23 protein-coding genes and 1 other RNA gene are annotated in these 22,868 nt (G+C 54.7%); 3 read left to right on the top strand and 21 right to left on the bottom strand.

Annotated elements, in window-relative coordinates; translation table 11 throughout:
- Positions 1–7 precede the first annotated feature (7 nt).
- The 9 genes from mraY to rsmI form a co-directional block, all read right to left on the bottom strand.
- Positions 8–1,093 (bottom strand): phospho-N-acetylmuramoyl-pentapeptide-transferase, encoded by a 1,086-nt coding sequence (gene mraY, locus FFI90_RS19600; protein WP_144780450.1) that lies wholly within the window; start codon positions 1,091–1,093, stop codon positions 8–10.
- On the bottom strand, positions 1,078–2,469 hold the full coding sequence (locus FFI90_RS19595; protein ID WP_144780449.1) for a UDP-N-acetylmuramoyl-tripeptide--D-alanyl-D-alanine ligase: 1,392 nt from the start codon (positions 2,467–2,469) through the stop codon (positions 1,078–1,080). The genes mraY and FFI90_RS19595 overlap by 16 nt, the downstream gene beginning before the upstream one ends.
- Positions 2,466–3,950, bottom strand: coding sequence for a UDP-N-acetylmuramoyl-L-alanyl-D-glutamate--2,6-diaminopimelate ligase (locus FFI90_RS19590; protein WP_144780448.1), 1,485 nt, complete (start codon positions 3,948–3,950; stop codon positions 2,466–2,468). Before FFI90_RS19590 ends, FFI90_RS19595 begins: the two co-directional genes overlap by 4 nt.
- 4 nt (positions 3,951–3,954) lie before the next feature.
- On the bottom strand, positions 3,955–5,694 hold the full coding sequence (locus tag FFI90_RS19585) for a peptidoglycan D,D-transpeptidase FtsI family protein (protein ID WP_144780447.1): 1,740 nt from the start codon (positions 5,692–5,694) through the stop codon (positions 3,955–3,957).
- Between the two features lie 32 nt (positions 5,695–5,726).
- Entirely contained in the window at positions 5,727–6,131 is a 405-nt protein-coding gene (ftsL, locus tag FFI90_RS19580) for a cell division protein FtsL (protein ID WP_144780446.1), read from the bottom strand.
- Between the two features lie 2 nt (positions 6,132–6,133).
- Positions 6,134–7,117 carry a 16S rRNA (cytosine(1402)-N(4))-methyltransferase RsmH gene (rsmH, locus tag FFI90_RS19575; protein WP_144780445.1) on the bottom strand — a complete coding sequence of 328 codons (984 nt, stop codon included), beginning with the start codon at positions 7,115–7,117 and terminating at the stop codon, positions 6,134–6,136.
- Positions 7,114–7,566, bottom strand: a complete 453-nt coding sequence (mraZ, locus tag FFI90_RS19570; protein ID WP_144780444.1) for a division/cell wall cluster transcriptional repressor MraZ — start codon at positions 7,564–7,566, stop codon at positions 7,114–7,116. Before mraZ ends, rsmH begins: the two co-directional genes overlap by 4 nt.
- A 306-nt stretch (positions 7,567–7,872) precedes the next feature.
- Positions 7,873–8,234, bottom strand: an RNA gene (gene rnpB / locus FFI90_RS19565) — RNase P RNA component class A.
- Between the two features lie 55 nt (positions 8,235–8,289).
- The gene (rsmI, locus tag FFI90_RS19560; RefSeq protein WP_144780503.1) at positions 8,290–9,159 is read right to left on the bottom strand and encodes a 16S rRNA (cytidine(1402)-2'-O)-methyltransferase; all 870 of its coding nucleotides are present in this window, start codon (positions 9,157–9,159) and stop codon (positions 8,290–8,292) included.
- Between the two features lie 102 nt (positions 9,160–9,261).
- Here rsmI and FFI90_RS19555 point away from each other — a divergent pair, with 102 nt between their 5' ends.
- Genes FFI90_RS19555 through FFI90_RS19545 form a run of 3 tightly spaced genes read left to right on the top strand, consistent with a single transcriptional unit; the run spans position 9,262 to position 12,178 of the window.
- Positions 9,262–11,181 carry a penicillin-binding protein activator gene (locus FFI90_RS19555; protein WP_246123689.1) on the top strand — a complete coding sequence of 640 codons (1,920 nt, stop codon included), beginning with the start codon at positions 9,262–9,264 and terminating at the stop codon, positions 11,179–11,181.
- A gap of 31 nt (positions 11,182–11,212) precedes the next feature.
- Entirely contained in the window at positions 11,213–11,581 is a 369-nt protein-coding gene (locus FFI90_RS19550; protein WP_144780443.1) for a YraN family protein, read from the top strand.
- A gap of 6 nt (positions 11,582–11,587) precedes the next feature.
- Positions 11,588–12,178: a D-sedoheptulose-7-phosphate isomerase gene (locus FFI90_RS19545; protein ID WP_144780442.1), complete on the top strand. Its 591-nt coding sequence runs from the start codon at positions 11,588–11,590 to the stop codon at positions 12,176–12,178.
- Positions 12,179–12,228: 50 nt separating this feature from the next.
- Here FFI90_RS19545 and FFI90_RS19540 read toward each other — a convergent pair whose 3' ends face one another.
- The 12 genes from FFI90_RS19540 to FFI90_RS19485 form a co-directional block, all read right to left on the bottom strand.
- Positions 12,229–12,642, bottom strand: a complete 414-nt coding sequence (locus FFI90_RS19540; RefSeq protein WP_246123692.1) for a ClpXP protease specificity-enhancing factor — start codon at positions 12,640–12,642, stop codon at positions 12,229–12,231.
- A gap of 59 nt (positions 12,643–12,701) precedes the next feature.
- Positions 12,702–13,331 (bottom strand): glutathione S-transferase N-terminal domain-containing protein, encoded by a 630-nt coding sequence (locus FFI90_RS19535; protein WP_144780440.1) that lies wholly within the window; start codon positions 13,329–13,331, stop codon positions 12,702–12,704.
- A gap of 109 nt (positions 13,332–13,440) precedes the next feature.
- A complete protein-coding gene (locus tag FFI90_RS19530) occupies positions 13,441–14,196 on the bottom strand; it encodes a cytochrome c1 (RefSeq protein ID WP_144780439.1) in 756 nt (251 codons plus the stop codon).
- Entirely contained in the window at positions 14,196–15,428 is a 1,233-nt protein-coding gene (locus FFI90_RS19525; RefSeq protein ID WP_144780438.1) for a cytochrome b, read from the bottom strand. Before FFI90_RS19525 ends, FFI90_RS19530 begins: the two co-directional genes overlap by 1 nt.
- Positions 15,428–16,021: a ubiquinol-cytochrome c reductase iron-sulfur subunit gene (petA, locus tag FFI90_RS19520; protein WP_144780437.1), complete on the bottom strand. Its 594-nt coding sequence runs from the start codon at positions 16,019–16,021 to the stop codon at positions 15,428–15,430. Before petA ends, FFI90_RS19525 begins: the two co-directional genes overlap by 1 nt.
- 244 nt (positions 16,022–16,265) lie before the next feature.
- Positions 16,266–16,658, bottom strand: a complete 393-nt coding sequence (rpsI, locus tag FFI90_RS19515; RefSeq protein ID WP_144780436.1) for a 30S ribosomal protein S9 — start codon at positions 16,656–16,658, stop codon at positions 16,266–16,268.
- Between the two features lie 12 nt (positions 16,659–16,670).
- Positions 16,671–17,099: a 50S ribosomal protein L13 gene (rplM, locus tag FFI90_RS19510; protein ID WP_144780435.1), complete on the bottom strand. Its 429-nt coding sequence runs from the start codon at positions 17,097–17,099 to the stop codon at positions 16,671–16,673.
- A 208-nt stretch (positions 17,100–17,307) separates the two neighbouring features.
- Complete coding sequence (locus tag FFI90_RS19505; protein WP_144780434.1) at positions 17,308–18,084, bottom strand: TatD family hydrolase; 777 nt, start codon at positions 18,082–18,084, stop codon at positions 17,308–17,310.
- A 23-nt stretch (positions 18,085–18,107) separates the two neighbouring features.
- Positions 18,108–19,688, bottom strand: a complete 1,581-nt coding sequence (gene prfC, locus FFI90_RS19500) for a peptide chain release factor 3 (protein WP_144780433.1) — start codon at positions 19,686–19,688, stop codon at positions 18,108–18,110.
- An 87-nt stretch (positions 19,689–19,775) separates the two neighbouring features.
- Positions 19,776–20,267 (bottom strand): ribosomal protein S18-alanine N-acetyltransferase, encoded by a 492-nt coding sequence (rimI, locus tag FFI90_RS19495; protein ID WP_246123687.1) that lies wholly within the window; start codon positions 20,265–20,267, stop codon positions 19,776–19,778.
- Positions 20,264–21,091 (bottom strand): 2-isopropylmalate synthase, encoded by an 828-nt coding sequence (locus FFI90_RS19490; RefSeq protein WP_144780432.1) that lies wholly within the window; start codon positions 21,089–21,091, stop codon positions 20,264–20,266. Before FFI90_RS19490 ends, rimI begins: the two co-directional genes overlap by 4 nt.
- Before the next feature lie 47 nt (positions 21,092–21,138).
- Positions 21,139–22,689 carry a 2-isopropylmalate synthase gene (locus FFI90_RS19485; RefSeq protein WP_144780431.1) on the bottom strand — a complete coding sequence of 517 codons (1,551 nt, stop codon included), beginning with the start codon at positions 22,687–22,689 and terminating at the stop codon, positions 21,139–21,141.
- Between the last annotated feature and the right edge of the window lie 179 nt (positions 22,690–22,868).

The following is a 22,868-nucleotide window of genomic DNA, read 5'->3' as shown; positions in this document are numbered from 1 at the left end:
CGGTTTCCTATCGCAACTTCAGACTGGCCAGGCCAATCAGAACGAGAATTACAGTGATCACCCAGAAGCGCACAATCACTCGCGGTTCGGGCCAACCTTTGAGTTCAAAATGGTGGTGCAATGGCGCCATCCGGAAAATCCGGCGACCGGTCAGCCGGAAGGAAGCCACCTGCAGAATCACTGACACTGTCTCCATCACGAACACGCCGCCCATGATGAAAAGAATGATTTCCTGGCGCACGATCACCGCCACCACGCCCAGGGCTGCACCCAGTGCAAGTGCGCCTACGTCGCCCATGAACACCTGAGCGGGATAGGTGTTGAACCAGAGAAAACCCAGCCCGGCGCCAACCAGTGCCCCGCAAAACACAATGAGTTCGCCGGTTCCAGGCAAGTGTGGAATCAACAGATAGTTGGCGAACTGAACGTTGCCGGATACGTAAGCAAAAATACCGAGAGCGCCGGCTACCATCACCGTAGGCATGATTGCGAGGCCATCCAGACCGTCTGTCAGGTTCACCGCGTTACTGCTACCGACGATCACAAAATACGTCAACAGAATGAAGAGCACTGGCCCGAGGGTCAGCGACACGTTTTTGACAAACGGAAGATACAGCGAAGTTTCCTGAGGCAGCGCGGAGCTGAAATACAGCACGATGGCGGCAGCAGCGCCAATCAGCGATTGCCAGAAATACTTCCAGCGCGCAGGCAGGCCGCGAGGGTTGCGCTCAACTACTTTGCGGTAATCATCAACCCAGCCAACCGCACCAAACAGTAGTGTCACCAGCAAGGTAACCCACACATAACGATTGGATAGGTCCGCCCACAGTAATGTGGTGATACCGATAGATACCAGAATCAGAGCTCCCCCCATGGTTGGGGTGCCTGCTTTGCTAAGGTGAGTCTGCGGTCCATCATCACGGATCGCCTGGCCAATCTGGTACTGACTCAGCTTGCGGATCATCAACGGCCCGATAACCAGCGAGATCAGGAGTGCAGTCAATGTTCCCAGAATCCCGCGCACGGTGAGGTACTGAAACACCGTCAGCGCCGAGAAATATTGTGATAGAACCTCTGTCAGCCAGAGCAGCATGCGTTATTCACCTTGTTTTTAATCCCTTCCACCACGAGGTCCATGGCGGCACTTCTGGATCCTTTCACCAACACGGTCGTAGGCGGTTCAATAGTGCGAACGATGGCGTTGACGGCCTCGTCGTGTGTTTGATACATCTCAGTCGCTTCACCAAAACCGTCGGCATAACCTTCGCAACCAACACCCACCGTCAGAAGGCGCTCAATACCCAGTTCGAAGGCAAAAGCGCCAATTTCACTGTGCAGCTCACGAGCAGTGGGCCCGAGCTCGCCCATGCCACCCAAAACCGCAATGCGCTTGCCTTCACGTGTCACGAGAACACTCAATGCCGCCTTCATGGAAGCGGGATTAGCGTTGTAGCTGTCATCAATCACCGACACCGCGCCCGGAAGGTTAATTACTTGCAGGCGCCCGCTCACCGGCTGAACTTCAGCCAGGCCCTCAACAATGGCTGTATCCGGCGCGCCCAATTCCCGGGTGGCCGCAATTGCTAACAGCGCGTTGGTTATATTGTGTTCGCCTTCCAAAGACAGATTGAACGTGCAAGACCAGCTGTCAGGCCCTGCAACCGCAATTTGAGGCTTCCGGGTGGACTGTCGTTTGGTATCAGCGCGGTAATCCGCATCCGGGTGACCAAAACGGCTGACACTGACAACCCGACGCTTGCCAGCACGGGCAAGCCACTGATCGAAGGCAGGATCGTCCCGGTTCAGAACCACCAGGCCGTTTTCGGTAACACCTTCAATAATCTCGCCCTTGGCCTGAACAATATTTTCGTAACTGCCAAACCCTTCCAGGTGCGCCTGGCCCGCGTTCGTGAGAATCACGACCTGAGGCTTTGTGATTGCCACAGTGTGGGCAATTTCACCAAGCCCGCTGGCACCCAATTCGATAACGCCATAGTGGTGTGCCGGTTTCAGGCCAAACAGAGTCAGCGGCACACCAATGTGATTGTTCAGGTTGCCGCGGGTCGCAAGGGTCTCGCCCATACGTACCAGAATGGCGGCAGTCAGCTCTTTCACGGTGGTTTTACCACTGCTACCGGTGATGGCAATCAGCTTCGCATCACTCTCGCCCCGGTTGCCCGCGGCAAGATCGGCCAGTGCCTGAACGGTGTTGACCACGACCAACTGAGGTATATCGAGGCTGCTATCAAATGCATCAACCACCGCGGCACACGCCCCTAGCTCCTGTGCGGTCGACAAAAACTTGTGGCCATCAAAATTCTCACCGCGCAGAGCAACAAACAGATCGCCTAGCTTCAAAGCCCGCGTATCCGTGGACACACGATCGAATCGGACGGCGTCCAGCCCATAAGCTGCACAGGTGGCGTCCGTGAAGCGCAACGCCTCGGAAAGAGCGAAGGCACGCATCATGCGACACCTCCTTCGAGCTTCAGCCAATGGCGAACCTGGGCTGCGTCGCTGAACGGAAGCTTCTGACCGGCGATCTCCTGCCAGGATTCGTGACCTTTACCCGCGATAAGGACAAGGTCTTCTTGCCCGGCCATATTGATAGCGAAGCGAATCGCTTCCGCCCGGTCGTGAATCACCGTTGCGGAGTCCGGGCGGGAGAAGCCAGGCAGAATATCCTGCACAATCGCCACCGGGCTTTCTGTTCGTGGGTTGTCGTCCGTCACGACGATGACATCCGCGCACTTTTCGGCTTCCTTCGCCATTTCCGGCCGTTTTCCACTGTCCCGGTCGCCTCCGCACCCGAACACACAAATCAGCCTGCCGGTTACGTGCGGCCGCAGCGCAGCCAGAGCGTTCGCCAGGGCATCCGGCGTATGGGCGTAATCCACGACGGCACGAACTCCGTCTGCGCCGGAGAATCGTTCCAGTCGGCCGGGAGGCGGCGTCAGTTGCTCCACCGCCCGCTGAACCTGCTCTACCGGCACACCCAGCGTCATAACGGTTGCAATTGCTGCGAGCACATTACTGGCGTTGAAGCTGCCCATAAGAGGCGCCGAGAACTCAAAACGCCCCCACTCGCCGTCGACTATTGCATCAAAGCCGTCGTCCGTTGGGTGGAAGTCTTTCAACCACAGTTCCATCTCGGATTCGTGAAGGCTATAACGAACACGATCACACTTACCTTCGAGCTTTTCGTATAGTTGACGACCGAAAGGATCATCAAAATTGATCACCGAAAAATGCACGTCCTCACGTTCAAACAGCCGTGCCTTGGTTGCTCCGTATGCTTCCATGGAACCATGGTAGTCAAGATGATCCCGCGTCAGGTTGGTAAAGACAGCTGCCGTTATGGTCAGACCATCCACACGCCCCTGATCCAAGCCATGGGATGACACTTCCATGGCCGCCGCACGGCCGCCTTTGGCAATAATTCCCGACAATGCCCGATTGATCTGAACAACGTCTGGCGTGGTGTGTGTGGATTTCTTTAGAGCACCCGGCATGCCATAACCCAGGGTGCCCAGGATGCCGCAGGGCGTACCGGCCTGACTCAGCAGCTGGGCCACGTAATGGCTAACCGAGGTCTTTCCGTTGGTACCGGTAACACCTATCAACCGCAGCCTGCGCGAAGGATGCTCGTAAAAGCGGGCCGCAATTTTGCCTGTCAGCTGCTTGAGCCCAACAACCGGGACAATCAGGGCGCCGTGGTGCTCCGAGCATTCCAACTCTTTATCTGACTCCAGGAGCACAACGGTCGCTCCGGCGGCTATGGCTTTGTCGACGTACTGGTTCGCCAAGGTCGCAGCGCCAGCCAAGGCCACAAATGCATCGCCCGAACTGATTTCACGGCTATCGGTTTGCAAACCATGAATCGTTACGTCAAAAACCGAAGGCACTGAAACAATGCCCTGCAACAAGGTGCTGAGAGATGTCATGCTCATAGGCTTATCCCCTATCCCCTGTCTTTCCTGCTTGCAAGCCTGCAGTGCCGACTTCGAGCTCCGGCTTCACATTAAGCAGCCGAAGGGCGTCACTCATCACCCGCGAAAAGACCGGCGCGGCCACTTCGCCCCCGTAGTATTCGCCAGACTGGGGCGCATCCACCGCTACAACGGTTACAATTCTCGGATTATCAATTGGCGCCATGCCGGCAAAGATTGCCTTGTACTGGCTATCTTCATAACCTTGGGCGCCGACCAGGTGAACCGTTCCGGTTTTGCCCCCGGCGCTGTAGAAGCCTGGCTGGGCACGCTTACCAGATCCCCTGGAAACCACTTCTCCCAGCATGGTTCTTACGTCGCTGGTTACCTGCTCGGAGAGCACCCTCTCGCCAACCGGCTTTTCATTCAACTTCATCAGACTCAGCGGGTACCGCACCCCACCATTGGCAATTACCATGTAGGCCTGAGCCAACTGAAGCGCATTCACACTCATCCCGTAACCGTAGGACAGTGTTGCCTCTTCAGAAGCGCGCCACTTCGGCCGTGCTGGCAACACACCCACAGCCTCACCCGGGAAGCCAATACCGGTTGGCTGACCAAATCCGAGTCGGGCGTAAAGATTACGAATCGTGTCACCACCCAACTCTGTAGCAATTTTGCTGATACCAACGTTGCTGGATTTAACGATAATGTCGGTTAGGCTAATGACGCCGTAATTCCGATAATCGCGAATCGTAAACCTGCCAAAACGCCGATAACCGGGCGATGTATCAATCGTTGCGTTTGTAGAGTACTGCCCGGATTCAAGCGCTGCAGCCATCGAGATCGGCTTCATGGTAGAGCCGGGCTCAAACAGATCGGTGATAGCTTTGTTGCGTAGGTTTTCCGGTGCAAACTGGCTGCGGTCATTTGGGTTATAAGAGCCCTGATTGACCATCGCGAGCACCTCGCCTGTCTCAACATCCAGCATGACGAGAGTGCCGCCGTGGGCGTCATGGGCACTGACTACAGCTTTCAACTCGCGATATGCCAAGTATTGCAAGCGCAGATCTATGCTGAGCTCAAGGTTGTGGCCGGGGGCCGCATCCCGGATGAGCGTCAGATCCTTGATAATTCGTCCGCGGTTGTCCTTCAGCACACGTTTGCGACCAGACTCACCAGACAGCCAGTCGTTGTAAGCCAGCTCCATGCCTTCCTGGCCGCGTTCGTCTATATTGGTAAACCCCACAACATGCGCCGTTACCTCGCCCGCCGGGTAATAACGGCGGTATTCCTGGCGCGTATAAATGCCCGGAATATCCAGCTCCATGACTTTTGCAGCCAATCCGGGCTGGACTTTTCTACGCAGATAAATGAATTCTCGACCGGCGTATGTTGCAAGACGCTCACGCAGCCTTGCCTCGCTGATGTCCAGAACCCGCGCCAGGTTAGCCAACCGCGGTTCAGCAGGGTCTGTCTCTGAAGGGTTGGCCCACAGCGTCTGCACCGGAGTGCTCACTGCCAGAGGCTCACCATACCGGTCGGTGACCACTCCACGGTGGGCATCGATGGTTTCTACACGAATAGTGCGAACATCACCCTGCTTGCGCAGGAAATCGTTGTCGACAACATGCAAGTCAACCAAGCGCCAACCAAGCGCCAACACAACCACCAGGAAAACGCCCAGCACAGAACCGAAGCGCCAGGCTTTCAAGCCTGCCGCCACTCTCTGGCCAAATGTTCTTGCTGATTCCTGAGTGGACAATCAGATCACCCTGCGATTGTGATTATCGTGAATTACCGGGACGCCAACGGTGACATCAAAGGCACCAGCACAATGTCCTGGCGCCCCGGAGCCACCATGTTGAAGCGCTCTGCTGCAAGCTTCTCCACGCGCCCATGGCTACCAATCGAGCTTTGCTCCAACAGCAATTGACTCCACTCCGCCTGAAAACTGTCACGTTCTGCCTGAAGCTGGGACAGCGTATTGAACAGCGTGCGGTTCTCATGGGCGCCAATAACGACGCCAATCGATGAACCCACAAGCAGTGCAGCCAGAACCAGCGATACCAGAACCCGCTTCTGCCGCGTGGCTTTAAAAACACTCCGCGAAATCCGGACGGCGGCAACAACACCCTCGCGAACTTTTTCTTTATTCAGCTTGGCCGGCTTTACCGTCGGCTCTATGGTTACGGCGCCCATATTTACGCGCTCCCCTGCGATGTCTGATTTTTATCGATACGCTCCAAAACCCGCATAACAGCGCTGCGGGCACGAACATTCTCACTGACTTCACCGGCACCGGCCTTGCTGGCCTTGCCAATTAACCGAAAATCCGAGGCTTCCTGCTCTGCCGTCACAGGTATGCCTTTGGGCATCCTTGGGCCGCGAGCGAGATCCCGCATAAAACGCTTCACCAGCCGGTCTTCCAGAGAATGAAAACTAATGACAACCAGCCTGCCACCCGGCGCAAGCCGATCAACGGACGCCTGCAGCCCTGCTTCCAGGTCTTCGAGCTCGCGATTGATAAAAATGCGAACCGCCTGAAAAGTGCGGGTTGCCGGATGTTTGTGTTTTTCTTTTTTCGGTACCGCTTCGCTGACCAGCGCAGCCAGCTGGAGCGTTGTTTCGATCGGCGCTTCTTTGCGACGTTCAACAATCAGGCGGGCGATGCGACGGGAAAACCGCTCCTCACCGTAGCGAAAGATAACATTCGCGATATCGTGCTCTTCTGCGTATGTCAGCCACTCAGCCGCACTAGGCGACTGCAGCGGATTCATGCGCATATCAAGCGGGCCATCACGCATAAAGCTGAAGCCCCTTGATGCATCGTCAAGCTGCGGCGAAGACACTCCCAGATCCATCAGCACGCCATCAACCTGCCCCCAGCCCGCCTCGGACACCGCGCGACTGAGCTCAGCAAAGGAACCATGGAAATATCCGAATCGCGAATCATCTGCAGCCAGCTCTTCCGCTACAGTGATGGCCTCAGGATCTTTGTCGATACCCAGCAACTGGCCAGACACACCCAGGCGCCCGAGAATGAGCTGGCTGTGACCGCCCCTGCCAAAGGTGCCATCTACATACTTGCCATCGGGATCGCTGACCAGATAGTCGACCGCCGAGTCCAGAAGGACTGAGCGATGCGAAAACTCTGCTCCGACCTCCTGACTGCGATCAGTGGTCATAGGGAAAGCGCCTCCATCTCAGGCGGCATATCTTCATCACCAGAGGATTCATCAAGCCATGCAAACCAGCGCTCTTCACTCCAAAGCTCCAGTTTTTTACCTTGCCCGATGAGCATCAACTTTTTCTCAAGGTGGGCGTAGCTGCGCAGCGTGGGCGGCACGAGAATGCGCCCTGCAGAATCCATCTCCATGGGCGCAGCATTACCCAGCAGCAGGCGCTGAAGACGCCGTGCCGCTTTATTCATATTGGGAAGTGCTTCAATTTTGGGGCGGAGGATCTCCCACTCTGGCTCCGGATAAACCAGCAGACAGCGCTCTTCATCGGCGTTCGCCGTCAATACAATGCGCCCACCACAGGCCTGCGCGAGGCCTTCGCGCACCTTGGTAGGGATCGCCAAGCGACCCTTTGCATCCATATTGATGGCATGACTGCCGAGAAAATTGCTCATTTACACCGTCTCTGGGGACCTGAAAACCACAAATAACCACTACAAACCACTTTTTCCCACTTGTGCACACTATAGAAACACGCAATTCACAATGCAAGCGCCGCAAACAGCGGCCCTCTTGGGAAAGTTCCTTTTATGACAACGGGTTACAGAGAATGCTATGAGCAAAACGTGACATTACGAATAAGAAAAGAAGGGAAATCAACCACCTGCAGAAAGGTCTGAAGAAGACAAGTGAGGTTTAAGATTTTTTGGCTATAAGAAGCGCGCCATGAGAATGAACACGCTTTATGCACCAAGGAAAAGAAGGCGAGCTCGCCGATAAGCCGGGTTCTGTCGTGGACAGTCATTCATCTAGGGCCTGCGTCACCACAGGCCTCAAGCAACCTACCCGAGTCCAGCGCGGGCCACGCCATAGGACTCCTATTTGGTCTTGCTCCAGGTGGGGTTTACCATCGCCGTGAACTGTTGCCAGTCACGCGGTGCGCTCTTACCGCACCGTTTCACCCTTACCGGTGTCCGTGAACAAGTCACGAGCACTTAGGCGGTCTGCTTTCTGTTGCACTTTCCGTCGGCTCACGCCGCCCAGGAGTTACCTGGCACCTTGCCCTGCGGAGCCCGGACTTTCCTCCCCCGGATAAACCGGCGGCGACTGTCTGGCGAGCTCGGGCGAGACAATACTCCTGCACCACCCGCCATGCAAGGAAAAGCACCGCCCTCAGATCAACTGTCCTTAAGGTCCAGCGCTCTCTGATACAGTTCGTTTTTTCCCAGGCCGGTCAGGCTGGACGCAATTTTTGCCGTTTTTTTGATCGGCAGCTCCTCCATCAACAGGCTCAGCAGTCTATCGACATCAAGCGCGCCAGCCATCAGGGAGCTTTCCGCTTTCTCAGCGCCCCGCACCATAACAACGAATTCGCCTCGACTGCCGTGCGGGTCGTCTGTAAGGGTTGCCAGTACTTGAGTCGCTCCCCCGGAGTAGAACGTCTCGAACGTTTTCGTAATCTCACGTCCCAACACAATCTCACGATGCTCCCCCATGGTTTCAGCGATGTCGGCCACGGTATCCAGTATCCTGTGGGGCGACTCGTAAAAAACCAGAGTCACAGTCTCCTTGCGAAGCTCTTCGAGGGCGGTACGCCGGCCGGAACGCTTTGCAGGAAGAAAACCGACAAACAAAAAACGATCCGTTGGGAGACCGGCGGCACTCAGTGCGGCGATCAGCGCACATGGCCCGGGAATAGGGCTTACCCGCAACCCTTCAACTCTTGCCTCCCGAACCAGCACATAGCCCGGATCAGAGATCAGCGGCGTGCCAGCGTCTGAAATCAACGCAACATCAGCGCCTGCCAACAATTGATCCAGAATGTTCTGAACTCTGCCGCGCTCATTGTGATCATGTAATGCAACCAACGGCTTGTTAATCCCTAAATGCTGAAGCAAGCGCCCGCTGTGACGGGTATCCTCCGCAGCAATTACCGCCACCCCCGAGAGCACACTCACTGCGCGGGCAGAAATATCCTCCAGATTTCCAATAGGGGTAGCAACGATATAGAGCGTTCCACGGGTATCGCCTGGCTTTATTACCTGCATGGCTGACTGATCCGATTCAGATTTCAAAATGTATGCCTCAAGCGCAGGGGCAGCATTACCATGACACCTGCGTCATGTGAATTGGCCCCGGAGCTGTTAAACTTGCCACCATCAGATCGGCGCCACAAGCCCCAAACCACGGAATCCATAGAGCTTGCCATGACAAAGAACCGTATTAACCATCGCGCCCTGGCCGGTATATTTACCCTGACCCTGCTATTTGCCGGCTGCGCCAGTGTCGACCTGGAGTCGCACGTTGCCCAGTCCCCGTCGCAGGCTCTTGAGCTTGCCGCAAAGGAGCGAAACACCGAAACGGCGCAGCGATACCTGCTGAAGGTCGCAAGCCGGTTTCAGGAGAGTGACGACCATCGGGCGGCCCGCACACTACTGCAGAGCACTCAACTGGCGCAACCTGCGCCATCATTGCAGGCCCAAAAACAGCTACTCGCCATGGCGAGTGCTGTAGCACTGGAAGATCGTGAGTGGGCAGGCAGTATCGTCACAACACTCTCACCAGACAACTTCAGAGGCTACAACTCGGATCTCATTAACCGCGCTGCCGGCCTTCAGGCTGAAACTTACGCACTCGTGGGTGACCGTCTCTCAGCTGCCATGACCCTGATGCTTCTCTCGCAGACAGATGGCAAGGTTAACCCACAACAGATCCACGATCAGATCTGGACTTTTCTGAAAGCGGTTCCGGACCAGAAACTCTCCGACGCAGGCGAAAGCACTATCGGCTTCGAAACCGAAGGGTGGCTTGAACTTGCCGCAAACGTGCGCACTCCCGGACTGAGCATCGATGATCAGGGCAAGGCTATCCGTCGCTGGCAAAATAACTGGCCCGGCCATCCTGCTGCACAGATCCTGCCGTCCGAACTTCAGCTCATTGCCAACCTTGCTGCAAACCGGCCCGAAAAGATTGTTCTGGCCCTACCGCTTCAAGGCCCATTGGCAAGCGCCGGCAAGGCCATTCGCAACGGCTTTCTTGCGGCCTACTATCAGGATAGCTCTGCAGACCGCAGCAAAACCGATATCCGCATTGTGGACACCTCAGATCAACCCTTTGATGAGCTGTACAAGGAACTGGCCACTCAGGATATCGACCTGATTATAGGCCCGCTTGAGAAAGAAGCGCTGGCAAGTCTTACCAGCCTGAAAACGCTTCCTGTTCCCGCTTTGGGCCTCAACTATCTGGCTGCAGACAAGAAAGCTCCAGACGGCCTTTATCAGTTTGGTCTTTCCGCAGAGGACGAAGCCCGGCAGATTGCCGACCAACTCTCGGCGCAGAATATCAACCAGGTTCTGGCACTCATCCCGCAGGGTGAGTGGGGCGATCGCGTAGAGGCAGCATTGCTGAAACGCATGCAGCACAACGGAGCGGTTGCATTGGATATCGAACGATTCTTTCGCGAAGATAACCTGCGCGCGGTGACAGCGGACCTGCTGGGCATTACTGTGTCCCGGGACCGCGCCATTCAGGTAGAACGCACCATTGGCCTCAATGTTGAATTCGAACCACGGCGCCGACAGGATGCTGAAGCGATTGTTATGGTGGCCGAGCCAGCAATAGCGCGCCAGTTCAAACCTTTGTTTGCGTTTTACTTTGGCGGCGATCTGCCTGTGTACTCCCCTTCGATCATTTACGAAGGCGCGCCGGACGGCGCCCGGGACCGCGACTTGAATCAAGTTATATTTACCGATATTCCCTGGGTGCTCGACGCCGAAAACCCATTGCGCGAAGAAGCCACAAAAGCTTTGTCTGGCACTCAGGGCCAGCTGGGAAGGCTTTTTGCCATGGGAGCGGACGCATGGCAGCTGAGCAAACGCCTGCCTCTATTGCGCCAGGTTCAAACCGCAAAAGTGGATGGCCAGACCGGCCAGCTAAGCATGACCCGCGAAGGCAGCATTCACAGGACCCAGCTTTGGGCGCAATTCCGCAGTGGAACGCCCAACCTGCTCCCCCAGCCCAAACCTCTTGGTGCTGAAGATGACAAACCGTCGCAGTCGTTGACGAACTGACGCTAAGCCACGAAAGGACAAGGTAAGGGCCATGGAAGGCAGCAAAGCAATCGGAACACACTTTGAAGGGGTTGCAGCGCGATATCTCAGCTCTCGAGGCGTGGATATACTTGAGCGTAACGTCTATAACCGCGGCGGTGAAATCGATCTGATAGGGAAAGACAAGGACACTCTCGTCTTCTTTGAGGTTCGCTACAGACGTATGAACAGCCTCGTGGATCCGGCAAGCTCCATTTCCTATCCGAAACGACAGCGGCTACTAAAAGCCGCTTCGTTTTATCTGCACCGACACAACCTTTGGAACGCGCTCAGCCGAATAGACGTAGTGGCAATCAGCCCGGGAACCTTAAAAAAATACCGGGTACAATGGATCAAAAATGCAATCCAGGCGGACGTATAGATTCTGATGAACGAAACGGGGAACCTGATCAACCAGTTGTTCGCGAGCCACATGGAGCATACTGCTCAAGCAGCCAGCACCGCAGGGCCCGCTATTGAGCAGGCAGCAGAAGCGTTTGTAAACGCTCTTCTCAATGACGGGAAAATTGTCACCTGCGCCAACGGAAATGCCAACGTAATCGCCCAGTATTTCTGCACAGCCTTTCTGAACCGCTTTGAACAGGACCGACCGGCACTGCCTGCAATCAATCTGGGCGCAGACGCAACAACCTACTCGGCCATCTGCCGCGATAACCGTTTCAACGATACCTTCTCACGCCAGGTCAAAGCTATCGGCAAGCCCGGCGACGTGCTATTCGTGATTGTTGATGATGGCCACAAAGCGAATCTCATTCAGGCCATTCAGGCAGCCCATGGCCGGGAGATGAACGTGGTAGTGTTGAGCGCAAGGGAGAAGTCTGACATCACCTCCCTGATGCATTCAGAAGACCACGAGATCACCCTCAACGATCTCTCGCCAGCAGAGGCCACACCTTTGCTAATGCTTGTAATCAATGCACTGTGCTCGCTGGTAGACGGGAAGCTGTTTGGAGGCTGACAAAAAAGCCGGCAGATGCCGGCTTTTTCAGAGCAGTTGTTAGCTAACGCTTACTTGACAACCTTGAGAGTCGGACGACCCGACGGGCGCTCGTCCTGACCTTCAGACGACCGACCGCCCTCCCGGTCGTTCGTGCCGTCAGGATCCGGAGAGCCTGGCTCACTGCCAAACACCATCCCTTCGCCATTCTCCTTGGCGTAGATAGCCATCACGGCCTGAAGCGGGATAAATACCTGCATAGGTACACCACCGAAACGGGCGCTGAACTCCAATGCACCGTTACCCACTACAAGCCCACGCACCGCACCGGGACTGACATTCAGAACGATCTGTCCGTTCGCAACGTGTTCGGTAGGCACCTGAACACCCTGAATGCCTGCATCAACCACTATATAAGGCGTGCAGTCGTTATCCAGTATCCATTCGTTGAATGCGCGTACCAGATACGGGCGACTGGATGTCATGGTGATCTTGTTATCAGACACTGTTTGCCTCCTGTTGCGAATGGCAGAGCTCCGCAAAATCAGCTACGGATGTCTTCTTCCAGATCAGAAAGACTGGCCTTGAAACCTTCACGATCAAAAATGCTCTCCATATACTTCTGCAGCGGCTTGGCTTGCTTGTCGTTGAGCTCTATACCGAGCGACGGCAAACGCCAGAGAATAGGCGCAATACAGCAGTCTACAATGGTGAACTCCTCAGAGAGGAAAAACGGCATTTCGCCAAACAACGGCGCTGTAGCAAGCAGGCTTTCGCGCAGCTCTTTACGCGCGGTCTCCGACGCCTTGACGTTTGGTTGGTGCAGAATCTGGTCCACCAAGCCACACCAGTCTTTCTGGATTCTGTGAATCATCAGCCGACTGTTGGCGCGAGCAACCGGGTAAACCGGCAGCAACGGCGGGTGCGGAAAGCGCTCATCAAGATATTCCATCATGATGTTAGGCTCATACAGAACCAGATCACGATCCACCAAGGTCGGCAGGGCGTTATACGGATTCAGATCAGCCAACTCGGCTGGTGGACTGTCCGGATCAACATCAACGACGTCAACGGTAACACCCTTCTCTGCCAACACAATCCGAACCCTGTGGCTATAGTGGCTGGCCGGGTCTGAGAAAAACGTCATCGATGACCGCTTGGTCACAACGCCCATAGAACTACCTCACGAGTAAACAAACCGAAATGGTCCTGAAAAACGCAAAAATTCCAGCGGGCCGGTTAACGCCCGCTGGAACTCAGGGAACGAGATTATACCCTATTTTTCAGTGCACGTCCTTCCAGTACTCACGATTGAGCAGGTAGGCGAAGACAAAGAAAATGGCAACAAAGATCAATACGAAAATCCCGAGGCGTTCACGCTCAACTTTGATCGGATCCGCCATGTACGACATGAAATTCGTCAAGTCATACATGGCACGATCAAACTCGGCACCGGACATACTGCCTTCGGTGGCGTATTCCGGACAGGCACTTCCGTTATTGACGTTACCGCTCAGCGGCTCAACACTGGCTTTCTTACCGATGTTGGGCTCAACTGCACACAAGCCCTGCAGGTCAACCAGAACATGGGGCATACCCACCGCAGGGAACACCACATTATTCACGCCGAGCGGACGCGTCTCATCCTTGTAGAAACCACGCAAATAGGAGTATACCCAGGACTCACCGCGCAGGCGGCTTTCCAGCGTAAGGTCAGGTGGCGGAGCACCGAACCAGCCAGCAGCCATATCCTTGTCCATGGAGTTCTTCATCAGTTCGCCAATCTGGGCGCCTGTGAAGATCAGGTTCTCCTCGAACAACTCGGCCGGGATCTCAAGATCTTCAGCAACCCGTTTATAGCGAGCGTACTCCATGGAGTGACACGCCATGCAGTAATTGGTAAACATGGCAGCCCCACGCTGCAGGGATGCCTTGTCTGTGTGGTCCGTCTCAATGTGATCAAGCGGAACGGCGCCACCGGCTGCCAGCCCGAGAACCGGCAGGATTGCGATGAAAAGACCAAAAATCAGCTTTCTCATTATCCTGTCACCCTCTCTGGTACTGGCTTGGTTTTCTCCATGCGCGTATAGAACGGCATCAGAATGAAGTACAGGAAGTACACGCCTGTCAGGATCTGCGCCACAGTGGTACGACCTTCGGTAGCCGGCACAAGACCGAGATAACCGAGAATAACAAAACTCACCGCAAACAGCGTCAGCGCAATCTTGCTCAGCCACCCCTTGTAGCGGATGGAACGTACCGGGCTTTTGTCCAGCCAGGGCAAGACAAACAGAATTGCAATGGCACCGCCCATGATAACTACACCCCAGAACTTCGCCGGCAGCCCGAACAGGTCAATCGTGACCGCGCGCAACATGGCGTAGAAAGGCGTGAAATACCATACAGGCGCGATATGCGCAGGCGTCTTCAGTGCGTTTGCAGGCTCAAAGTTCGGCTTCTCAATGAAGAGACCGCCCATTTCCGGGAAGAAAAACACCACGATAAAGAAGATAAAGAAGAATACCGCCACGCCCACAAGATCGTGCACGGAGTAGTAGGGGTGGAACGGGATACCGTCTTTTGGAATGCCGTTTTCATCCTTGTTTTTCTTGATCTCGATACCGTCGGGGTTGTTGGAGCCAACTTCATGCAAAGCAAGAATATGAAGAACTACCAAGCCAAGCAGAACAATTGGCAAAGCAACCACGTGCAAGGCAAAGAAGCGATTAAGGGTAATACCCGAGATCAGGTAATCACCACGAATCCACAAGGACAGATCTTCACCGATAACCGGAATGGCGCCAAACAGGTTTACGATAACCTGGGCACCCCAGTAGGACATCTGACCCCAAGGCAGCAGATAGCCCATGAAAGCCTCTGCCATCAGCACCAGGTAAATCAGCATACCGAACAGCCAGATCAGCTCACGCGGCTTCTGATAAGATCCGTACATAAGACCACGGAACATGTGAAGATAAACCACTATAAAGAAGGCCGACGCACCCGTGGAGTGCAAGTAGCGCAAGAGCCAGCCCCACTGCACGTCACGCATGATGTACTCAACGGAAGCAAATGCCCCCTCGCCTGTAGGATTGTAACTCATGGTGAGCCAGATACCGGTTACCAGCTGATTCACCAGTACGAGCATCGCCAGAGAACCGAAAAAATACCAGAAGTTGAAGTTTTTCGGCGCGTAGTATTTTGCCAGATGCTTATTCCAGGCATCCACAACTGGCAGACGCTCGTCTACCCAATTAAGAAGCTTCTGCATTACGCTGCCTCCGGATCAAGACCAATCGTGAGAGTCGCGTCATCGTCGTAGCGATAAGGCGGAACCTGCAGGTTCAGCGGAGCAGGCTGCGATTTATATACCCGTCCGGCCATATCATAGCGGGAACCATGACAAGGACAGAACAGTCCGCCAAGCCACTCATCACCCAAGTCTGCCGGCGCCACTTCCGGACGATAGGAAGGCACGCAGCCCAAGTGGGTGCAAAGGCCGACAAGAACAGCTAAATCAGGCTTCAGCGACCGCAGTACGCCGTCAATGTAGGGCGGCTGCTGCGGGGCTTCAGACTGAGGATCGCTCACCTTGTCATTGAGCTTTTCTATGCTGCCGACCATGTCGTCTGTGCGACGGATAAGCCAGACCGGCATACCCCGCCACGAAACAGTGATCTGCTGACCAGGTTCAATCTTACTGATATTGACGGTTACCGGCGCACCAGCTGCCTCCGCTTTGGCACTGGGATTCCAGGATGCCACGAAAGGAACTGCCGCACCGACGACGCCGACTCCACCTACCGCCGCCGTAGCACCGATAAGAAACCGGCGTCGACCTTGGCTCACGTCGCCATTATTCATTATGGTTTTCTCCCATCAGGCGATGTCACAGCCCGCAAGAAAGCCGACAGTGTGCATCGAAAAGGACTTCACAATCCAAAAATATAAGCGCTCAAATGGTAATGAAATTACCATGTCCTTACAAGTCGGAAAGCCGCCGCCAGAGCCTCTTCTCTGCTCCAGATCAATTTGACGAACATTGACCCTGAAACAAAAAAACCCGACCAAAATAGCCGGGTTTTCCTGAGATCTGCTCCAGCGAAACTTAACGCTTGGAGTACTGAGGGCGCTTACGCGCCTTGCGCAGACCAACTTTCTTACGCTCTACTTCACGAGCATCACGAGTTACATAACCCGCTTTACGCATCGCCGGGCGCAGGGCTTCGTCGTAATCCATCAGAGCGCGGGTCAGACCGTGACGAATAGCGCCTGCCTGACCACTGATACCACCACCTTTAACGGTGATATTGATATCAAAACGATCTGCGGATTCTGCAACAACCAGAGGTTGACGCACGATCATGCGCAGAGTCTCACGACCGAAAAAATCTTCGATGGTGCGACCGTTAATAGAAATATTACCGCTTCCCGGCTTGATAAACACCCGAGCCGTGGACGTTTTGCGGCGACCAGTACCGTAATTTTGTGCTACAGACATATCCGCCTTCCGTTAAATGTCGAGTTCTTTGGGCTGCTGGGCTGTATGAGGATGCTCAGCGCCTGCATAAATTTTCAGCTTCTTGAACATGGCACGACCAAGCGGGCCTTTCGGAAGCATGCCTTTGACAGACTTCTGAATAACTTGCTCAGGCGCCTTGTCAACCAGCTTTTCGAAGCTGATAGATTTGATCCCACCCGGAAAGCCGGTATGACTATAGTACATCTTGTCAGATGCTTTGTTGCCGGTAACCCGCACCTGGCCCGCATTGATAACAACAATGTAATCGCCAGTGTCTACATGAGGGGTGTACTCAGGCTTATGCTTGCCCCGCAGACGACGGGCGATTTCGGTTGACAGACGACCCAGCGTCTTGCCGGCTGCGTCTACAACGTACCAGTCACGTTTTACGGTTTCTGGTTTCGCACTCAGAGTCTTCATTGATTCCGCCTTGAACGCTATAAAAAGAAACGTTAAAAACCGCCACCGGAAAGTGTAGTACACCCGGAGGAGGTTCTGTACCTGTAATTTGATCGGCAGTGACACTATTCGGGGCTGAGATAGTGGCATCGCCTTGAAAAGCCAGGGCGCGAAGTATACTCGAACGATTATTGAAAACCAACCCTGAGCCGCACTGTTTTATCATTCCTTAATGCCACAACGCCCTGCCGTATAGCGCGATGGTGTTTGAAAATAGCGCGGAGGCCAGGTATTCCGGATGCTCACCCCGGATTTCAGCAAGACAATCAAGTATCTGGCGCAAATAAACCGGCGAGTTATCACCCGCTGCGACGCCTTCCGGCGCCATATCCGGCGCATCCGTTTCAAGCACCAGACTCTCCAGAGGCAAGCGTGCAACGGTCTCCCTGGTTTTGCGTGCACGCGGATGCGTAATTACCCCACCCACGCCAATAGAGCATCCTTGGCCGATCAGCTTTGTGGCCTGCTCATAACTTCCGGAGAAGCCATGCAGCAGGGCTTTACCATTCCAGTTCCGGCGCCTGAGCGTGGCGTGAACCTCATCGTGGGTCCCCACAGAGTGGATAACCAGCGGATAATCGAGCTTCGATGCCAACTCAATCTGCGCATCAAACCAGGGGCGCTGAGAATCCAACTCACCATGCAGCCTATCCAGCCCACACTCACCAATAGCTATGCAGCGGGCGGGCTGCTTACCTAATAGCTGCTCCAAAACGTCCAAATCCTCGGTGGAATGTTCAGCGACAAACCACGGATGAATGCCGAGACAATAGAACAGACCCGGATGTGCCAGAGCCGTATTGCTGACGCGTTCCCAGTCCGGGCGACGTACACCGGGGATAACCAGGCCGACAACCCCAGCCTGAGAAGCAGCCTCAAGCTCGCTGACCCGGCGCCCTTCGAACCCTGGAAAGTCAAAGTGACAATGGGCATCAACCAGTTTCAAAGCCACCTCCATCCACTATCGGATCAGTGCTCCCGGGTTTTGTGGAACTCAACGTCTGGATATCGTTCCTGAGCAAGATTCAGGTTTACCATGGTTGGCGCGATATACGCGAGTCGGTCACCACCATCGAGCGCCAGATTGTCGTTATTCTTTCGCTGGAACTCATCCAGTTTGCGATCATCCGGGCAGGTTACCCAACGTGCAGTCGCGACATTAATAGGCTCATAAACAGCTTCAACCTTGTACTCAGTCTTGAGACGACTGACCACTACATCGAACTGCAGGACACCAACCGCCCCAACAATCAAATCGTTGTTGCGCACTGGCCGGAAGACCTGCACGGCGCCCTCCTCCGAAAGCTGTATCAAACCCTTCTGGAGCTGCTTCGCCTTCAGCGGATCTTTCAGCCGTATACGGCGGAACAGCTCCGGCGCAAAATTGGGAATGCCGGTAAACTTCATGTCTTCGCCAGCAGTAAACGTATCCCCCAACTGAATCGTGCCGTGATTGTGCAGGCCAATAATATCACCTGCATAGGCTTCCTCAGCGTGCGCACGATCACCGGCCATAAACGTCAAGGCGTCAGAGAAACGCACTTCCTTTGCGATCCGCACGTGCCGGGCTTTCATGCCTTGGGCGTATTTACCAGACACAATGCGCATAAACGCAACTCTGTCCCGATGCTGAGGATCCATATTGGCCTGAATCTTAAAAACAAAGCCGGTGAAGGCTTCATCATCAGGCTGTACCAGCCTCTGGTCCGTCTCACGAGGCTGAGGCGCGGGAGCCCACTCAACAAGCCCATCCAACATGTGATCGACACCAAAGTTACCTAATGCGGTACCAAAGAACACCGGAGTCAGCTCACCGGCCAGAAATGCCGCCAGGTCAAACTCATGGGACGCGCCCTTCACCAATTCAACTTCATCCCGCAAATCACTCGCGTAAGTGCCAATCGCCTTATCGAGTTCAGGATTGTCCAGCCCGCTAATTACCCGGACGTCTTGAATAGCGTGGCCTTGGCCGCTCTGGTACAGAATTACCTCATCCCGAAGCAGGTGGTAAACACCTTTGAAACTTTTACCCATACCAATAGGCCAGGTAATAGGCGCGCAGGCAATTTTCAGTACATCTTCCACTTCATCCATAAGCTCTACCGGATCACGGGTGTCACGATCCAGCTTGTTCATGAATGTCAGAATAGGTGTATCCCGGAGCCGGGTCACCTCCATCAGTTTGATGGTACGCTCCTCAACACCTTTTGCGCTGTCGATAACCATCAGGCAGGAATCTACTGCCGTGAGTGTGCGATAGGTGTCCTCAGAGAAATCCTCATGGCCCGGGGTATCCAACAGATTCACCAGTTTGCCACCGTAAGGAAATTGCATCACGGATGTGGTTACCGAGATACCCCGCTCCTTCTCCATCTCCATCCAGTCAGACTTCGCATGCTGACCGGATTTTTTCCCCTTGACCGTACCCGCCCTCTGTATAGCGTGCCCAAACAGAAGGACTTTCTCGGTAATCGTGGTTTTACCAGCGTCCGGGTGAGAGATGATTGCAAAGGTGCGGCGTTTAGCCACTTCCTGGGAAAGGTGAGACATAGTTTAAAAGAAACCTGCGTCGGATGTTCGTAAAAGGCAGCCATTATAGGGGCTAAGAGGTCATTACGCGAACAGAAGCAACTACCGTCAAGACTGCAGCAACAGCGTCATTATTCGAGCATCTTCTCGCCCGGAAGCAGCGGGATAGTACCGCGGGCGACGGCCTGTTTCCTCAAAGCCCTCCGCGCGATAGAGCTTGCTTGCAGCTTTGTTGCTCAACCGCACTTCGAGGATAATCTGATTCATACTCTCGCGGGCTGCCTCTGCAAGAAGGTGACGCAACAGGAACCTTCCAGCCCCCAGACCACGATATCCCGGATGAACACAAAGGTTCAGGAGCTGCACCTCATCCAGAACATAGGATACTACAACATACCCAACTAACGAGCCGCCCTGGCAAGCCCCCCATAAACGGTAGCTCGGCTTGAAACAGTCCAGAAAGATTCCTTCGGTCCAGGGATGGGAGTACCCCTGCCGCTCAATATCCAAAATTTCGGGTAAATCCCCCGGCTCCAAAGGCCGTACTGTCAGATCCGCCCCCGAGGCATCACGGTTTAAGCCAACCTTTTTCTGCGTCACGCTTTGACCAACGGTTTCAGCTGCCCCCACAAAGAGCGCTTGGCGCCCGGATTACTGGCAAGCTCGGCCAGAGAATACTCAAACTCAATATCCGGAGAGCGCTCAAGCGCACCTGCCAACCAGCCATCACGCCCAGCTTCCGGATCTGCTCTGCCGATAGGACCCAGAACAATCACTTTCTTGTGGGCAGAGCCTTCCAGCACATGTTTCATAACGGACACCAGGTCAGCAACCGAACCTCCCGACACCAAGCGATTATTGAAGACCGGCCACTGGACCCATTCCGCAGCTTTTGTCTCCTCCTCCCCCAGACTCCTCAATATGTTTACAGCGAGCGTCTCCTGCAAACGAAGGCTCGCTTCTTTGGATATCGCGGCTATCAGGATGCAACTGTCACTGGAAAATACGCCAACGTGCAGGCTGACAGCCTTACTTGGCTGTGCATGAGAAACCTGAGCCGGCACAGCATTGCGTTGCTCATCATCCAACGGCAACTCTGCCCCGACCGAAGGCTGCTGTACTGGCCGCTCCTTGCCCGAGACCTCTCCGTCTTTGCCCTCCATCAACGCCTGAAGGCTGGCAATGCGCTGGGCTCCGCGCTGGTCAGGCTTGGAGGGCGAAGGGGCCGAGCGGGGCTGGCCTGCTTTTTCTGGAGCTGAAGCAACTGGACCATGAACTTCGATCAGCGATTGAATCAGCTCGTCCGACTCCGGAAACTTGAACTCAGGGCTGGGTGCGGCACCCGGCAGGGCTTCACGCGCATACCACATGCGGATACCTGCAACACCGAGATAAAATTGTCTTTGCGCTTCAGTGTGCATCATTCAAACCACATACCGCCCGCTGATATGGAAAGAAGGCTCGGAGTAATTCAGACATCCGCCACCTGGGGATGCTGCCGGATGCCGCCGCGGCTAATCAGGTTAAGGGCTTCGATATAGGCTTTGGCCGACGCAATAATAATGTCCGTATCGGCGCCCACCCCGTTTACGATTCGGCCACCACGCTCCAGCCGGACAGTCACCTCGCCTTGCGCATCTGTGCCACTGGTAATGTTGTTCACGGAGTAGAGCTGCAGATTACAACCCGAATCGACAAGCGACTCGATAGCCTTGAACGTCGCATCGACCGGACCACTGCCCTCAGCCTCTACGTGATGTTCTTTTCCGTCCATCGTAAGGGTCATGTTTGCCTTGGGCACCACCCCGGTTTCAGAGCAAACCTGGAGGCAAACCAGCCCATACCGACCGTCTTCATCCTTTTGCCGGGTGTCGCTGGCAATCGCCTGCAGGTCTTCATCAAAGATTTCATGCTTCAGGTCAGCCAGAGCTTTGAAGCGGGTGAACGCCTCGTTAAGCTCGGTTTCTGTCTCAAACTGAATACCCAGCTCAAGCAAGCGTGTCCGGAATGCGTTGCGCCCGGAATGCTTGCCTAACACCAGACTATTGGTATGCCAACCGACATCCTCCGCCCGCATTATTTCGTACGTTTCGCGATGCTTGAGCACGCCATCCTGATGAATACCGGATTCATGGGCAAATGCGTTCGCACCAACTATGGCTTTGTTCGGCTGTACCGGAAAACCGGTAATAGTAGAGACGAGCCTTGAAGACGGAACGATGTGGCGGGCGTCTATGCGGGTATCAATGTTGAACAGGTCCTGCCGGGTACGAACCGCCATCACGATCTCTTCCAGCGACGCATTGCCGGCGCGCTCGCCCAAACCATTAATCGTACACTCTACCTGTCGGGCTCCGCGGGCTACCGCGGCGAGTGAGTTGGCAACGGCAAGCCCCAGATCATTATGACAATGTACGGAAAATATGGCTTTATCCGCATTGGGAATGCGATTGAGCAACTGATGAATAGTTTCAGCAAACTGCTCCGGAATCGCATAGCCAACAGTGTCAGGAATGTTAATGGTATTGGCGCCCGCATCAATGGCAGCTTCAATGATTCGACAAAGAAAATCCAGCTCGGAGCGACCGGCGTCTTCACATGAGAATTCAACATCATCGACGTGGCTGCGCGCGCGTTTTACAGCCCGAACAGCCTGCTCGATAACCTCACCCGGCTGCATTTGTAGCTTGTGCTGCATATGGATGGGCGACGTAGCAATAAACGTATGAATACGGCCTCGTTCGGCCGGCCGAATCGCCTCAGCCGCTCGATCAATGTCTTTATCCAGAGCCCTTGCCAGGCTGCAAATCGTTGAACCTTTGATGGTTTCAGCAATGGATTTAACGGCTTCAAAATCGCCTTGGCTTGCGATTGCAAATCCGGCCTCTATGACGTCCACGCGAAGCTTTTCAAGTGCTTTGGCGATCCGAAGTTTCTCCGCCTTGTTCATGGTGGCACCAGGGCTTTGCTCTCCATCCCGGAGTGTCGTATCAAATATGACCAGATGATCGTTGCCTGACATTGAGGAGCTCCATATCGCATTTTGTTTTATAGGAAACAGTATATCACCGGGAGGTATAAGGAGCAGTGTTCCGCTGCCCGGCGGGTCGATTTTCAGACAAAAAAAAGCCCCGACAGCAACGCTGTCGAGGCAATTCTAATTAAGAGTCTGACGATGACCTACTCTCACATGGGCAAATG

It is taken from the genome of Marinobacter maritimus (assembly GCF_007671675.1).
GTDB lineage: Bacteria > Pseudomonadota > Gammaproteobacteria > Pseudomonadales > Oleiphilaceae > Marinobacter > Marinobacter maritimus.
This window is presented reverse-complemented; position numbering and strand designations above follow the sequence as displayed.

Excerpts from the sequence above, each read along its gene's own strand:
- petA (WP_144780437.1), bottom strand. The coding sequence starts at position 16,021 with ATGAATAATGGCGACGTGAGCCAAGGTCGACGCCGGTTTCTTATCGGT.
- rpsI (WP_144780436.1), bottom strand. The coding sequence starts at position 16,658 with ATGTCTGTAGCACAAAATTACGGTACTGGTCGCCGCAAAACGTCCACG.
- FFI90_RS19535 (WP_144780440.1), bottom strand. The coding sequence starts at position 13,331 with ATGGGCGTTGTGACCAAGCGGTCATCGATGACGTTTTTCTCAGACCCG.
- prfC (WP_144780433.1), bottom strand. The coding sequence starts at position 19,688 with ATGTCTCACCTTTCCCAGGAAGTGGCTAAACGCCGCACCTTTGCAATC.
- FFI90_RS19485 (WP_144780431.1), bottom strand. The coding sequence starts at position 22,689 with ATGTCAGGCAACGATCATCTGGTCATATTTGATACGACACTCCGGGAT.
- FFI90_RS19530 (WP_144780439.1), bottom strand. The coding sequence starts at position 14,196 with ATGAGAAAGCTGATTTTTGGTCTTTTCATCGCAATCCTGCCGGTTCTC.
- mraZ (WP_144780444.1), bottom strand. The coding sequence starts at position 7,566 with ATGAGCAATTTTCTCGGCAGTCATGCCATCAATATGGATGCAAAGGGT.
- FFI90_RS19525 (WP_144780438.1), bottom strand. The coding sequence starts at position 15,428 with ATGCAGAAGCTTCTTAATTGGGTAGACGAGCGTCTGCCAGTTGTGGAT.
- rplM (WP_144780435.1), bottom strand. The coding sequence starts at position 17,099 with ATGAAGACTCTGAGTGCGAAACCAGAAACCGTAAAACGTGACTGGTAC.
- ftsL (WP_144780446.1), bottom strand. The coding sequence starts at position 6,131 with ATGGGCGCCGTAACCATAGAGCCGACGGTAAAGCCGGCCAAGCTGAAT.
- FFI90_RS19490 (WP_144780432.1), bottom strand. The coding sequence starts at position 21,091 with ATGATGCACACTGAAGCGCAAAGACAATTTTATCTCGGTGTTGCAGGT.
- mraY (WP_144780450.1), bottom strand. The coding sequence starts at position 1,093 with ATGCTGCTCTGGCTGACAGAGGTTCTATCACAATATTTCTCGGCGCTG.
- FFI90_RS19540 (WP_246123692.1), bottom strand. The coding sequence starts at position 12,642 with ATGACATCCAGTCGCCCGTATCTGGTACGCGCATTCAACGAATGGATA.
- FFI90_RS19595 (WP_144780449.1), bottom strand. The coding sequence starts at position 2,469 with ATGATGCGTGCCTTCGCTCTTTCCGAGGCGTTGCGCTTCACGGACGCC.
- FFI90_RS19545 (WP_144780442.1), top strand. The coding sequence starts at position 11,588 with ATGAACGAAACGGGGAACCTGATCAACCAGTTGTTCGCGAGCCACATG.
- rsmH (WP_144780445.1), bottom strand. The coding sequence starts at position 7,117 with ATGACCACTGATCGCAGTCAGGAGGTCGGAGCAGAGTTTTCGCATCGC.
- rsmI (WP_144780503.1), bottom strand. The coding sequence starts at position 9,159 with ATGCAGGTAATAAAGCCAGGCGATACCCGTGGAACGCTCTATATCGTT.
- FFI90_RS19590 (WP_144780448.1), bottom strand. The coding sequence starts at position 3,950 with ATGAGCATGACATCTCTCAGCACCTTGTTGCAGGGCATTGTTTCAGTG.
- FFI90_RS19550 (WP_144780443.1), top strand. The coding sequence starts at position 11,213 with ATGGAAGGCAGCAAAGCAATCGGAACACACTTTGAAGGGGTTGCAGCG.